Annotated in this window: 3 protein-coding genes; 2 read left to right on the forward strand and 1 reads right to left on the reverse strand. The window is 67.9% G+C overall.

Annotation, left to right across the window (positions count from 1 at the left end; genetic code table 11):
* Nucleotides 1-329: 329 nt before the first annotated feature.
* Both ACFVAV_RS09705 and ACFVAV_RS09710 read left to right on the forward strand, forming a co-directional pair.
* A complete protein-coding gene (locus ACFVAV_RS09705) occupies nucleotides 330-14120 on the forward strand; it encodes an amino acid adenylation domain-containing protein (protein ID WP_379032664.1) in 13791 nt (4596 codons plus the stop codon).
* 187 nt (nucleotides 14121-14307) lie between these two features.
* Nucleotides 14308-14733 (forward strand): DUF4189 domain-containing protein, encoded by a 426-nt coding sequence (locus ACFVAV_RS09710; RefSeq protein ID WP_379032666.1) that lies wholly within the window; start codon nucleotides 14308-14310, stop codon nucleotides 14731-14733.
* Nucleotides 14734-14794: 61 nt separating this feature from the next.
* Here ACFVAV_RS09710 and ACFVAV_RS09715 read toward each other — a convergent pair whose 3' ends face one another.
* Nucleotides 14795-15424, reverse strand: a complete 630-nt coding sequence (locus tag ACFVAV_RS09715) for a TetR/AcrR family transcriptional regulator (RefSeq protein WP_379032669.1) — start codon at nucleotides 15422-15424, stop codon at nucleotides 14795-14797.
* Nucleotides 15425-15524 lie beyond the last annotated feature (100 nt).

A 15524-nucleotide genomic window follows, 5' to 3' on the forward strand; every position in this document is an offset into this window, starting at 1 on the left:
TACATCAGCCGCCGCGGCCCGACGGGAGCGCTGGCGGAAGGGAGCAAAGCCATGGCCGCCACGTCGACAACGTCCCTCGCGTGCCGATCGAAAACCCGGCGGAGAGCACCGTCCGGCAGCATGCTCGAGGTCTGAAACATGTTGTCCCGTCGTGGCTGATCTGTCCCCTGTCTGCACTGGCACGCTCGGCATCGAACCGACGGCGCGCGAGAACCCGGCTGCCGGATCCCCGGTCTTCGCCTCACATAATCCGCACGCGCGACCGCTGCGCCCTCGAACGGATCCCGACGTGTAGGCCGCGAGGCCGCACCGACTGCGGAAGCCCTCCCATGAAGATCCCTGATTCGAACCGAATTCCCCCTGAAGCGTTTCCGCTGTCGCCCGCGCAGCGCGGGATCTGGATGGCGCAGCAACTCACACCCGATATCCCCTTCGTCATTGCCCAATATGTGAAATTCCACGGCGCATTGGATTTAGATCTGTTGCGGGCCGCAATCGACGCGGCCGCCCGTGAGTTCGAGACCGTCTATTTGCGTCTGATCGAGGTCGATGGGCAGCCGTTCCAGATCGTCGATCGAGGGCTCGAGTTTCACACGGAGGTGCTGGACTTTCGCGACGAGGGTGACCCGCTGTCCGCCGTCGACGAGTGGCTGCACCGGGACGTCGAACTACCGATGGATCCTGTGGTCGATCGCCTGTGCAAGATCGCGATCCTCTACGTCAGCGAATCCGACTTCCGGATTTATGTCAAAGCCCACCACATTGTGCTGGACGGCTACGGGGCGATGATCTTGATGAACCGGGGGGCCGAGTTGTACTCGGCCGCCGTCGCCGGCCGCGAGGCCGGCGCCGCACGGTCTACGGGTCTGCGCATCCTCTACGACAAGGATCAGCAGTACCGCGCCTCGCATCGTTTCACCGTCGATCGTGACTACTGGGCGCAGCGAATGGGTGATATGCCGGCCGCAAGCCTGAACGACGAGGTTGCCCCGGCTGCTCGTAGCCTCACCGAAGTTGCCGCCTTGTCGCAGACAGCCGACGAACACCTGGACGGATCCGAGGCCCTGCGCGCGAACCTGACGGTGGTGGTGCTCGCGGCCTTCGCCTGCTACTTCTCACGGCAATCGGGAAGCCACGACGTGCTGGTCAACATTCCGGTGTCGGCTCGAACAACCGCACAATTGAAGCGGTCGGCCGGCATGCTGGTCAATGTCGTGCCGCTGCGGATACGGATTGATCCCGACGAACCCCTCGGCGAGGTGATCGGACGGATGCAGCTCGAGCTGCTCGGTGCGCTACGCCATCAGGGCTGTGGGATCGAGGATATCCGACGCTCCACGGGTGACACCGTGTCACGATTTTCCGTGCCGCTGGTCAATGTGATGCTCTTCGACCAGGAACTGAGACTGGAAACGGCCACCGGTTCTCTGCATGCGCTCTCCCGCGGACCGGTCGGAGACCGCCTGATCAGTGTGTATCGCAGCGGTACCCCGACAAGGACAACGATCGAATTTCGCGCCAACCCGAATCGGTATCGCGAGGACGAAGTGCACGAGCAGTGCACACAGATCGTGGAACTCCTCGACGAGTTCGTCACCGCAGATCCGGACACACCGCTCAATCTCATTCACCGCGCAAGCGCGCGTGCGGCGGAACGCCGGTACCGGGACACGGAGGTCTTGGACTATTGGAAGTCGGCTCTGGGCGGGCTGTCGGCACTACCGGACCTGCCCACAGACGGTTCCCGCCCGACTCCGACGCCGGGTGAGCGATCGTCGGTCGAGTTCTCGGTCGACGCCGAGCTGCATCGGGCCGTGGTCACGCTGGCCGCCGAACAGGATGTCGATTCGTTCGTCGTCCTGCACGCGGCGGTGTCGATGCTTGTCGCGCGCCTCGGCGGTGTCGATGATGTCGCAATCGGCACTCCGGTCGCTCGCACCGAACAGCCCGGGCCCGAGGCCGAGGCGGAGGACATCCTCGTGCTGCGCACTCGTGTCGACGCGGCGGCCACTGTCGCCGACCTGCTCGACGACATCGGCAGAGTCGACCGGGGTGCCTTCGAGCACGCCGATATGTCGTCGCACCGTCTGGCCTCGGCGCTGCGGCCAGGTGGGCCGCACCCACCACTGTTTCGGGTGACATTCGAGGATCATGTCGGCCGGCAGCCGCCCCCCGTCGCGTGCGACACGGTCGCGGCGACCCTGTGCGACGACCTCGGCACGGCGGACCTGCAGTTCTCCGTGACCGAGCACCGGGATGGAGACGGCCGCGCCGCCGGCATGAGCGTGGGAGTGCGGTACCGGACCGATCTGTTCGACGAAGAGATCGTCCGGGGATTCGCGGATCGGTGGACACGGATTCTGGTGGCGATGACGACGGAGGGGTCCGTGCCGGTCGGCGACATCGATCTGCTCGACCCTGCCGAGCGGCAGACCTTGGTACCGGTGCGCGGTGCGCCCGGGGTCCCGGCGCGGCTGCTGCCCGAGATCCTGGCGGCCGCGGCTTGCGCGCATCCGGCGGCACCGGCGATATCGTGCGGGGATCTCCGAATCTCCTATCGCACGCTCGACGAGCAGTCGGACCGGTTGGCGCTGCTGCTGATCGGCCTCGGCGCGGGTCCGGAACGCTTCATCGCGATCGGCATGCCGCGGTCGGTCGAATCGGTGCTCGCGATATGGGCGGTAGCCAAGACCGGCGCGGCGTTCGTACCGGTGGATACCACCTATCCCGCCGAGCGGATCGCAGTCATGCTGGACGATTGCGGTGCTGTGCTGGGACTGACGGTCGCGGCCGAGCGCGATCGGATGCCGGGAAGTATTCCGTGGGTAGTGCTCGATGATCCCCAGGTGGTGCAAACGCTCGCGCAGCCGTCGACAGCGGTGACCGACGCGGACCGGACGGCCGCGCTGCGGCCGGATCATCCGGCGTACCTGATCTACACCTCGGGGTCGACGGGAACGCCGAAGGGAGTGGTGATCACCCATCGGGGACTGGCGAATCTCGTTGCGCACGCGACGACATTGGCCGATGCCGGGGCCCGGGTATGGCACGGCGCCTCACCGAGTTTCGATCTGGCCGTGTTCGAGCTGCTCGTCGCGTTCGGCGCCGGGGCTCACCAGGTCATCGCGCCGCCCGGGGTGTACGGCGGCGCCGAACTCGCCCGGTTGCTCGCCGCCGAGCGGATCACCCACTGGTGTACCACGCCTGCTGTCCTGGCCACCCTCGATCCGACGGACCTGGACGACCTCGCCTTTGTGAGCGTCGGGGGCGAGGCATGCCCGCCGAGTCTGGTGGAACGGTGGGCGCCGGGTCGGCGCATGGTCAACGGATACGGCCCCAGCGAGACTGCAGTGCAGGCGACGACCATCGACCTGCACCCCGGCGACGACGTGACACTGGGCAGTCCCGGACGCGGATTCCAGGCGCTCGTGCTCGATGCACGCCTGCATGCGGTGCCCATCGGCGTCGTCGGGGAGCTCTACCTGTCGGGACCGGCTCTCGCTCGCGGGTATCACCGTCGGTTCGCGTCGACCGCGGCTCGGTTCGTGGCGGATCCGTTCGGTGCAGCGGGGCAGCGGATGTACCGGACCGGCGATCTGATGCGGTGGACAGCGGGGACGACCGCCCTGGGCAACGGGGCCGCGGCACCGCGGCTCGAGTACGTCGGACGGGCCGACCTTCAGGTGAAGCTGCGGGGCCGGCGGATCGAGCTCGGTGAGGTGGAAGCGGCGCTGCTGCGGCATGGGCGGGTGGCGCAGGCGGTGGCCGAAGTCCGCGTCGACGCCGGAATCGAACACCTCGTGGGATACGTGGTGCCCGAGGCGGGCGAGAGCGTCGATGGGCCGGAGGTCATGGCATCGGTGGCGTCCGTGCTGCCCGACTACATGGTGCCCGCGGTGGTGATGGTGCTGGCGGTGATGCCGATCACGGGCAACGGCAAGATCGATCGGAACGCGCTGCCGAAACCGGAGTTCAGAGCCGCGGCGTACCGGCCGCCGCGCACCAGCCTCGAACGAGAGCTGGTCGGCGTGTTCGCCGAGGTACTCGGCCGCGCGCCCGACCGGGTCGGCCTCGACGACCGATTCTTCGACCTCGGTGGGGACTCCTTGCTGGCGACCGGGCTCGTCGCCCGGATCCGCTCGGCGCTCGGGGCCGAGCTGCCGATCCGGACGATCTTCGAGGCGCCGACAGTCGCCGAACTGATACCGCGGCTCGCGGCGAGCGGTGTGGCACGGCCCGCACTGGTCCCACAGCCGCGACCGGCGCGGATCCCGCTGTCCTACGCGCAGAACCGCCTGTGGTTCATCCATCGATACGAGGGTCCGTCCGCGACGTACAACATCCCGATGGCGACACGGCTGCGTGGCGACGTGGACGTCGCGGCCATGGTCGCGGCGTTCACCGATGTGGTTGCCCGCCATGAAAGTCTGCGCACGGTGTTCGAGGAGGACGAGGGCGTCCCCTTCCAGCGGATCCTGCCTGCCGACACCGTGACATTGTCGCTACCGGTGACAACGGTGGCCCCCGAACGGATGGTCGACGCGATTGCGACGGAGGCTGGGTATCGGTTCGATCTGTCGGCCGACATTCCGGTACGCGCGGCCTTGTTGCGGCAAGCTCCCGACGAGCACGTGCTGGTGCTCGTGCTCCATCACATCGCCGGTGACGGTGCCTCGATGGTCCCGTTGGTGCGTGACGTCATGACCGCGTACAGTGCCCGGGCGGCGGGGGTGGAGCCGGCCTGGGATCCGTTGCCGGTGCAATACGCCGACTACACCCTGTGGCAGCGGAAGGTGCTCGGTGCGGAGAACGATCCAGACAGCGTACTGTCCCGCCAGTTCGATTATTGGCGAGCCGAATTGGCGGACGCGCCGCAACAGCTCCGCCTACCGACCGATCGGCCCCGGCCGCCGATCCAGTCCTTCCGGGGCGGGGTGGTCGAGTTCACCGTCGACGAGTGGCTGCGTGCGTCGGTCGATGCTCTCGCCCGGTCTCGCGGAGCGACCGCATCCATGGTGGTGCAGTCGGCACTGGCGGTGCTCCTGCACAAGCTCGGCGCCGGGAACGACATCACGATCGGTGGTCCGGTAGCCGGTCGCACCGATGAGGCGCTTGCCGACCTGGTCGGCTTCTTCGTCAACTCCTGGGTGTTGCGTGTCGATCTCTCCAAGAGCGACGAGTTCACCGACGTTCTCGACCAGGTCAGGGCGAAAGCGCTGGCCGCATACGAGAATCAGGAAGCTCCCTTCGAGCGGCTCGTCGAGTTGCTCAACCCGGTTCGATCCACTGCTCATCACGCGCTGTTCCAGGTCGCGATGGCGTTGCAGAACCTGCCCGTTCCGGTGCTGGACTATCCCGGGTTGCAGGTGACGGTGGAGCCGCTGACGGCGGGGGTCGCCCGTTTCGACCTGTTCTTCAACCTGTCCGACCGCTCGGTGACGCCGGGTGCGCCGGGCGGGATGCGGGGAACGATCGAGTACGCCAGCGACCTGTTCGATCGCCAGACCGTGGAGCAGTTCGCGGCTCGCTTCGTGCGGGTACTCACCGCGATGGTGACCTCTCCGCACAATCGGTTCGAGCTGGTGGACCTCCTCGAACCGGGTGAGCGTCTGCAGCTGTTGCGGCAGTGGAACGGCACCACGGCCGCCGTCCCGGACGCGACCGTACCGATGCTGTTCGCCGAACAGGCATCGGCCACCCCGGACGCAGTGGCGCTCACGTTCGGTGCCGAACACTGGACGTTCCGCGAGCTCGCCCTTCGCGTGAACCGGTTGGCCCACCGGTTGATCGCCCAGGGCGTGGGCCCGGAGTCGGTCGTTGCGGTCGCCCTGGACCGGTCGGCGACGTTGATCGTGGCCATGCTGGGGGTGTCGGCCGCCGGGGGGGCGTACCTGCCGATCGACCCCAACTATCCGGGCGAGCGCACCGCATTCATCCTCGACGACGCCGCTGTGCACGTGATGGTGAGCGAGTCGGGCGTCGCCGGGCAACTGCCTTCCCATGCCTGCCCCGTCCTGCTGCTGGACACGAGCGCGGCCTCGGTCGACGACCCGGATGCGGGCGACCGTACCGTCACCGATGCCGACCGGAGCATGCCACTGAGGCCCGAACACCCGGCGTATCTCATCTACACCTCGGGTTCGACCGGTGTACCCAAGGGCGTGGTGATCACCCACCGCAACCTGGTCCATTTGGTCGCCCACGGCTGGCCGGCGAACCGGCCTCGGCGGCGCATGTCGATGACGTCGTCGCCAGGATTCGACGCATCCGTGTTCGAGATCTGGCCGGCCCTGCTCAACGGCATCGAACTCGTCCTCACCGAGCCCGGACCAGCAGATCCGGCGGGCATCGCGCACACGGTGCACGACCACGGCGTCACCTCGATGTTCGTGTCCACTCCGATGTTTCACCTGATGACCGATCCGGTCATCGCGCCGGACCGGGTGTGGGAGCAGGTCGATTGCGTCGTCACCGCCGGTGAAGCGCTGTCCCCGGTGGCCGTCGACCGTTTTTGCACCGCACATCCGCACATCCTGGCGGTCAACGCCTACGGACCTACCGAGACCACAGTCTGCGCCACCACGTACGCCGTTCCCACCACCGACGACCCGGCCCGGACTACGGTGCCGATCGGGGCGCCCATCGACGGTGTGCGGGTGTACGTCCTCGACGCCGCTCTGCAACCGGTACCGGTCGGAGTACCCGGAGAGCTGTATATAGCCGGGGCCGGCGTCGGCCGCGGCTACCACGGCCGGCCGGCGATGACAGCGAGCCGGTTCCTCGCGTGCCCGTTCGAGGAAGCCGGGCAGCGAATGTACCGGTCGGGAGACCTCGTGACCTGGACGCCTTGCGGGCGCACCGAATCCGGGGAGGTGACGGCTGCGCACCTCGACTTCGCCGGCCGTGCCGACGCGCAGGTCAAGATCCGCGGATTCCGGGTCGAGCCCGGCGAGATCGAGGCGGTCCTGACGTCGCATCCCGCGGTCGCGCAGGCGGCGGTGATCGCGCGCCAGGTCCCGGGGGACACCGAGGGCAAGCAGCTGGTCGGGTACGTCGTGCTCGACCGCGAGCTGACCGTGCACGCGGACATCGATCGAGAATCGGCAGCGGTCGAGAGCTGGCAGGCGCTGTACGAGGACGTGTACTCGCAGGACACCGAACCCGTCGCGGCAGGGGAACCCCTCGCGGCGGACTTCAGTGGCTGGAACGCCAGCGACACCGGCGAACCGCTGCCCCGCGACGAGATGCTGCAGTGGCGGGACGCGACCGTGCAGTCGATCCGCCGACTGCGGCCGCACCGGCTGCTCGAAATCGGTGTGGGCGGCGGGCTGCTGCTCGCCGAACTGGCCCCCGACTGCGACGAATACTGGGCCACCGATTTCGCCGCACCGACGATCGCGTCCCTTCGCACCAAGGTGGCCGGACAACCGTGGGCGGAGCGGATACGGCTGCGGGTCCAACCCGCGCACGTGACCGAAGGGCTCCCCGAAGGCCACTTCGACACCGTCGTGCTCAACTCGGTGGTGCAGTACTTTCCCGACGCCGCATACGTGCTCGACGTGCTCGGCAAGGCCCTGCGACTGCTCGCGCCCGGCGGGACGCTGTACCTCGGCGACGTCCGGAACCTGACATTGCTGCCGTACTTCACCGCCGGGGTGGAGCTCGCGCGGGCCGACGGGACCGACACCGCCGCGAACGTGCGCGAGCGGGTACGCCGCGCACTGCTCGCCGAGCGGGAACTGCTGCTCGCCCCCGAGTTCTTCATCGCCCTGCGGCAGCACCTGACCGGCATCACGGGCGTCGAGATCCAGCTCGGTCGGATGCGAGCGATCAACGAACTCAGTCGCTACCGCTACCAGGTGGTCCTGCACACGGCTCCGGTCCGCTCGCTCGCCCCGGCACCGGCACAGCCATGGGCTCGGTTCGCGACCATGGAGGCACTGGTCGAGCACCTCCGGACAGACAGGCCGGACATGGTGCGTGTCACCGGAATACCGCACGCCGGGCTACGGCAAGCGGTCGCGTCAGCCGACGCGCTCGCCGACGCCCCCGACGCGATGCCGGTGCGGAATCTGCTCGACGCGGCCCCCGCCGATGGCGGGTGTGCGCCTGCCGACGCCGACCGCGTCGGAACGGAGTGCGGATACTCGGCCGCGGTGACCTGGTCGGACACACCCGACTCGATGGACGTCGTCTACGTCAGGCACACCGGTGATCGTGGTCCCGCCGCCCTGACCGACGTGTACCTGCTCGCCGAACCGCTCGGTGCACTCGCCCGATACGTCAACGACCCCGGTGCCGGCGCACGTCTCGACGAGATCCGCCGCTTCGCGGATGAGCGTCTGCCCGACTTCATGGTCCCCGCCGCGATCGTGCACATGGCCGCCCTTCCCCTGACGGTGCACGGGAAAGTCGATCACCGGGCCCTGCCCGCGCCGGAGTTCGCGGCCCCGAGCACGGGCTACCAGGCGCCGTCGACACCGACCGAGCAGACGCTGGCCGCGATCTTCGGCGACGTGCTCGGCATCGGAAGTGTCGGGGTGCAGGATTCGTTCTTCGCGCTCGGCGGGGACTCGATCATGTCGATCCAGCTGGTCGCCCGGGCCAAATCGGCGGGATTGGTGTTCACGCCACGAGAGGTGTTCGAACACAAGACTGTTGCGGCGTTGGCCGCTGTGGCGGCCTCCGTCGCGCCGCGGCCCGGGCCGCTCGCGGAACTGCCCGGCGGCGGAATCGGCGACATCACCGCGCTCCCGATCGTGCGATGGCTGCTCGAGCGTGGCGGTCGCTTCGACCGTTTCTCCCAGCCGGTGCTGCTGACCCTGCCGGCCGGAGCCGATGAGTCCACTCTGGTGGCCGCCCTGCAGGCCGTCGTAGATCGACACGACATGCTTCGCGCCAGGCTGCAGACCCGGCTGCCTTCGGAGGCCGATGAGTGCCTCCACGCACGGCCGGTCGGGGCGGTGGACGCCGCTGAGCTGTTGCTCCGGATACCGGTCGGCTCGGTATCCGGACCAGACTTCACTACCACGGCCAGGGCCGCTCTCGATGCTGCTGCCGGTCGGCTCGACCCTGCCTCCGGGGTCGTGCTGCAGGCGGTGTGGTTCGACGCGGGCACGACCGGCCGATTGTTGCTGGTAGCCCATCACTTGGTGATCGACGGTGTGTCGTGGCGCATCCTGGTGCCGGATCTTGCCATCGCATGGGGCCGAATCATCGCCGGACTCGACCCCGAACTCGAACCCGTAGGCACGTCGATGCGTCGATGGGCGCACGGATTGAACGAGGAAGCCCGCAGCGACACCCGGCGCGACGAACTTGCCCTGTGGCAGGAAATCCTCTCGGTCGACGAGCTCCCCTGGGGAGCGCGGCCCCTCGATCCGGCGACGGACGTCGGTGCCACCGTCGACACGATCACCGTCGACATGCCGACCGGCACCACAGCGACCCTGCTGACCACGCTGCCCGAGGCCGTCCACGGCGGGGTGGACAGCGGTCTGATCACCGCTCTCGGCCTGGCGGTCCGCACGTGGCGCCGGGGTCGCGGCCACGACACCGATCAGGTTCTGGTCGGGCTCGAAGGCCACGGTCGAGAAGAACAGGTGGTGCCCGGCGCCGACCTGTCCCGCACCATCGGCTGGTTCACCAGCATGTACCCGTTGCGCGTGGATCTGTCCGGATTCGATGCGGACGAGGTGCTCGCCGCCGGCGCGCGGACAGGGACAGCGATCGCGGCGGTCAAGGCGGTGAAGGAACAACTGCTCGCCGTACCGGACCATGGGATGGGCTACGGCTTGCTGCGCTATCTCCACGACGAGTTCCGGTCGGTGCTCGCCGCCCGCCCCGATCCGCAGATCGGCTTCAACTATCTCGGCCGGATCACCGCTACGCCGCCCGGAATCGCGCGTGAGTCCGGATGGCTACCGGTCACCGACGTCGATCTCGGTGGCGGTATCGACCCGGCTCAACCCGCGACCGCGGCGGTGGCCGTCAACGCCGTCGTCGTCGACACGGACGCCGGGCCGGTGTTGCGTACCTCGTTCGCGTTTCCGACGGGGGTGCTGGCCGCCGGTGAGGTGACCGAGCTGGCGGACCGATGGCGACAAGCCCTGACCGCGCTGGCCGACGGTGCCACCGCGCCCGGCGCGGGCGGACACACCCCGTCGGACCTGCCATTGGTGGCACTGACACAGCGGGCGATCGAGGAGCTGGAACTTCGGTATCCGGGACTCGAGGACATCTGGCCGTTGACGCCGCTGCAGAGCGGCCTGTTGTTCCATGCCCTGCAGGCCGACTCGGTCGACGCCTACATGGTGCAGCTCACTTTGCATCTGCAGGGCCGGGTCGATGCGCGGCGGCTGCGGCGCGCGGCCGCGGCCGTGTCGCAGCGGCACCCGAACCTGCGTGCCGCGTTCGCGCTGCACGACGGCCATCCCGTGCAAGTCGTCCAGCACGGGATCGAGTTCCCGCTCCGCGAGATCGATCTGACGGGAGGCGAGGCCGCCGATCGCGAGGCCGACCTGGATCGGATCCTGACCGAGGACCGGGCCGCTCGTTTCGACTCCGCCGTCGCGCCGCTGCTGCGGCTGACCCTGATCCGGCTGGCAGCCGACGAATTCCGGCTGGTGTTCACCAATCACCACCTCCTGCTCGACGGCTGGTCGGCGCCGCTGCTGCTGAAGGAGATGCTCGTGCTCTACGCCGGCGACAGCGACACGTCGGTGCTGCCGCGACCTCCCGCCTACCGCGACTATCTGAGCTGGCTCGCCGACCAGGATGCCGCCGGCGCGAGCACGGCGTGGTCGCGCTATCTGGCCGGGATCGACCGTCCGACGCTGCTTGTCCCGGGTGGGCGTGGTGAGCCGGTGGACGTCGTCTCCGAAGACACCTCGGTGACCCTCGGCGAAGACCGGAGCCGGCAACTCGAGACCTTCGCACGCGCACACGCTCTGACCCTGAACACTCTCGTGCAGGTCGCCTGGGGCATCGTGCTGGCCACACTCACCTCGCGGCGCGATGTGGTGTTCGGCAGTACCGTCTCCGGTCGGCAGGCGACGGTACCGGGCATCGAGGAGATGGTCGGCCTGTTCATCAACACCGTGCCGGTGCGAGTCACCCTCGACCCGAACAAGACCCTCACCGAGTTGCTCGAGCGGGTCCGCGCCGAACAGTCCCAGCTACTGGACTACCACTACCTCGGGCTGAGCGACATCCAGCAGGCCGCAGGCCAGGCCGCCGTCTTCGACACCTTGACGGTGTTCGAGTCGTATCCGGTCGACCGGGACGCGTTGCGCCGAGCCATCGATATCGCGGGCATGCGCGTGACCGACGTGACCGGCCGCGACTCCGGTCACTACCCCCTGACGCTGATCGCGCAATGGGACGCCGGATTGCGCCTGCGGGCCAGCTACCGCCCCGACCTGTACGCGCGCGAGAGCGCCGAGCAGGTACTGACACGGGTGGTCCGAGTGCTCGACGCCGTCATCGACGCACCCGAGATGCTGCTCGGGCGGCTCGATCTGCTCGACGAGACCGAGCACCGATACCTGGCTCCGGTCGTCAACTCCACCGTGGTCACGGAGACCGAGGCGACATGGACCGCGATGTTCGCCGACCAGGTGGCCCGCCATCAGCGCGAGGTCGCGGTCGTCGGGAACCGGGAACAGCTGACCTACGCGGAGTTCGGCGCCCGGATCAATCGGCTGGCGCGATGGCTGGTCGACCGAGGTGTCGGTCCCGACACGCATGTGGTCGTGGCGATGCGCCGTTCCATCGACCAACTCGTGGCCATGCTCGCGATCGTCGAGGCCGGAGGCGCCTACGTGCCGATCGACCCCGATCTCCCGGCGGCACGCATCGGCCACATCGTCGACACGGTCCAACCGGCGTGCGTGCTGACCTCAGCGGATACCGAATACGCGGAAACCACGTCGGTGGTGCGCACCGACACGCTCGACACTTCGGGCCTGGACGCCTCCCCGCTCACCGACGCCGACCGGCTCGCGCCGGTCCGGCCCGACAACATCGCGTACGTGATCTTCACCTCGGGTACGACGGGCGTGCCCAAAGGCGTGACGGTCACACACCGGGGACTGGCACATCTGGCCGGGTGGTTGTCCGTGTCGGGTGTGGCCGACGCCCGCTCGCGGGTCGTGCATGCGATCTCGCCGAGTTTCGACCCGTCGCTGCTGGAGGTCTTCACGGCCTTCGGTGCGGGAGCGCGGCTGGTGGTGGCGCCGCCCACGGTGAACGCAGGCCCCGAACTGGAAACGCTGCTTCGTACCGAGCAGGTCACCCACCTGATCATCACCCCCGCAGTGCTGGCCACCCTCGATCCGGGTCGGCTGCACGATCTGGAATTCGTGAATGTCGGGGGTGAGAGCTGTCCGCCGGCGCTCGTCGAGCAGTGGGCGAGCGGCAGGCGCATTCTCAACGGGTACGGCCCTACCGAGACCACGGTGACGTCGAATATCAGCGATCCGCTGGCTGCGGGCGATCCGATCACGATCGGTGGCCCGATGCCGGGATTTTCCGAGGTGCTACTCGATGAACGACTGCAACCGGTACCGATCGGGGTAATCGGCGAACTGTATGTCGCCGGTCCGGGATTGGCACGCGCATATCACCGCCAACCGGGGATGTCCGCAACCCGGTTCGTGGCCGATCCGTTCGGGGCGCCGGGCAGGCGGATGTACCGCACCGGAGATCTCATGCGGTGGACCGACAGGACCGGCCGGCTCGACCTCGAGTATGTCGGGCGTGCCGACTTCCAGGTCAAGGTGCGAGGGCTGCGAATCGAGTTGGAGGAGGTGGAGGCGACGCTGTTGCGGCATCCCGCGGTCGCCCAGGCGGTGGCGGTGGTCCGCGACGACGGAGGTGGCGACAGGCTCGTGGCCTACCTGGTGCCCGCAGCACACACCCACGTCGACACGGCCGAGGTGCAGCGATTCCTGACGTCGGTGCTGCCGTCGTACATGGTGCCGAGAACAGTGACCGTGCTTCCGGCGATGCCGGTGACACCGACCGGGAAGGTCGATCGCGCGGCGCTACCGATCCCGGCGCTGAGCCGGTCGCAGTACCGGGCCCCGCGCACCGATACCGAGCGGATCGTCGCGCAGGCCTTCGCCACGGTCCTCGATCTCGACCGAGTCGGGTGTGACGACAACTTCTTCGATCTCGGCGGCAACTCGCTGAGTGCCATCAGCGTGGCATCCACCCTCCAGGCGGAGCTGGCGCGCGACGTCGCGCTGCCACTGATCTTCCTCAGTCCTACTCCCGCCGATCTGGCACGCCGCCTGGATACCGGCGAGGCAACGACGCCGACATCCGGGGCACTCGACGTGCTGATCGCACTGCGCGCAGAAGGCAGTCGGACACCGCTGTTCTGTATACATCCAGCGATCGGCATCTCCTGGGTGTACACCGGCCTGTTGCAGTACCTTCCCGACCGGCCCGTATACGGCCTGCAGTCACCCATCCTGTCCGGCGGTCCGACCTACGCGTCTCAGCGGGCCCTCGCCCGCCGCTACGTCGAAGAACTGCGAGCCGTCCGTCCGCACGGCCCCTACCACCTGCTCGGCTGGTCACAGGGCGGCCTGATCGCGCACCACATGGCGGTTCAACTTCGCACCGAGGGAGAGACCGTCGGCCTGGTCCTTCTGGACTACTACCCGATCCAGCGCAGCAGCAGGGACCTCACCCTCGAGGAGATGCTCGCCAGTCTGGGCATCGACCCCGGCGACACCACGCAGACGACACTGTCCTCCGAAGACGCGGTCGCTCTGGTGAATCGCGCACTCGGTCACGAAACCGGGCTCACACCATTCGAACTCGAACGCATCCTGGAAGCGTATGCCGAGGTACACCGCAACGCCGCCGCGGAACTCGAGCTCGACGTCTTCGACGGCGACATGCTGTTCTTCGCCGCCGCGGACTCATTGGCAGAGTCCGACGAGGTGAGCCCGCAGTTGTGGCGGAAAGCCGTCGCAGGCACGATCTTCGAACACATCGTCGAGGGCGATCACCTGCACATGATGGCTCCTGAATCGGCCTCGATCATCGGTCCGCTCTTGGCAGACCACCTCGAGCACGGAGATGCGCCCGGCACGGTGAACGCGTGAACCGGGCCTTCCAGGAACGCTTCCTGCCCTCTCGCGGTATGGGGGAATGACCGAGCCGGACCCTGCGGTGTTTGTGCCGACGGTTCGGCTGGTGATATCTGCCACTTCGACTGGCCGTGTGCAGGCCCTCGTGATGATCTTGGTGGTTCCGGAATTCCGGAACTGTTTCCAGAGGGAGATCTTTCGAATGAGTTTCATGAGTAAGGCCGGTTTCGCCGTTGTGGCGGTGGGCCTTGCGGCAGGTTCGGTGTTCGGTGCCGGTGCGGCACAGGCGGCGAACCTGCACGGTGCGATCGCGATCAGCGGCGACGACTGGGCCTACGGGTCCAGCGTCAACGCGTCGAGCTTCGAGGAAGCGCGCGATGAGGCGATGGCGGTCTGCGGCGCCGCCGATTGCGAGATCCTGATCTCGTGGTCCAACGGCTGCGCGGCCATCGTGGAAAGCAACGACGGCGCGGCGGCGGGCGCGGGCGCTACCTCGGCCGAGGCTCAGCGTGCGGCGTTCCAGCGCCTCTCCGAGCTCACCCCGACCGCCCAGCTGGCCAACTTCGGGTCCTCCGACCTGAGTGGCGCCAAGGTCGTCGACGTGATCTGCACGGCGAACGCCCGCTGACCAGGGTGTAGAAATCGGGCCCGGATCCCCAACGGATCCGGGCCCGATGTGTGTCCGGCCGCTAGACGGGTTCGGGTTCGGTGACCGAGGCGATCCAGGCGCCGATCATGTCGGCGGTGTTGTCGATGACGACGTCGCGGTCCAGGCCCTCGTCTTCCATCTCGACCGATCGCAGGGCGGTGGCGAAACCGGCGTTGAGCACGACGAAGGCCATGATGTCGATGTCGGCGTTCTTGGTCGGGCCGAGCAGGTGGATCAGGTAGAGCTTGATGATCATGCGCAGTCGCGGCTCGAATTCCGGGATGCCGCTGCCGTAGAAGTGCAGGTCGGCGACGAGGGCGCGGACCAGCGGGCCGTTGGCGACGAGGATCTCGACCGCGGTGCGGATCACGTCGGCGACGGCATCGCGCGGCGTCATGTCGGCGGCGACCGTGAGCAGCCTGCTGTAGCGGTCTTCGACCTGCAGGAACAGCCCGTTGGTGAGCTCCTTGACGATCTCGTCGCGGTCGGTGAAATACCGGTACAGGGTGCCGATGCTCATGCCCGCTTCGGCGGCGATCCGGTTGGTCGAGGTGTTGCCGATCCCGCGGCTGCCGAAAAGCTGAGCGGACACCGTCAGAATGCGTGCCCGGGTCTCCTTCGCTCGATCCTGTTTGGGGCGTTTGCGCTGCTTATCGGCGTGCGGTGGCATTCGAGGACCTCGGCTGAAAGAGGAGTAGAAGGTGAGCGGTTACTCATCCTAGAGTCATGATCACGGAGAAACCGCGGTGTCGGCCATCACAGGGGCCCGC

Source organism: Nocardia sp. NPDC057663 (genome assembly GCF_042799895.1).
Taxonomy (GTDB): Bacteria; Actinomycetota; Actinomycetes; order Mycobacteriales; family Mycobacteriaceae; genus Nocardia.

Bases quoted from the DNA above. Each gene is read 5' to 3' on its own strand.
- ACFVAV_RS09715 (WP_379032669.1), bottom strand. From the start codon at position 15,424: ATGCCACCGCACGCCGATAAGCAGCGCAAACGCCCCAAACAGGATCGA.
- ACFVAV_RS09705 (WP_379032664.1), top strand. From the start codon at position 330: ATGAAGATCCCTGATTCGAACCGAATTCCCCCTGAAGCGTTTCCGCTG.
- ACFVAV_RS09710 (WP_379032666.1), top strand. From the start codon at position 14,308: ATGAGTTTCATGAGTAAGGCCGGTTTCGCCGTTGTGGCGGTGGGCCTT.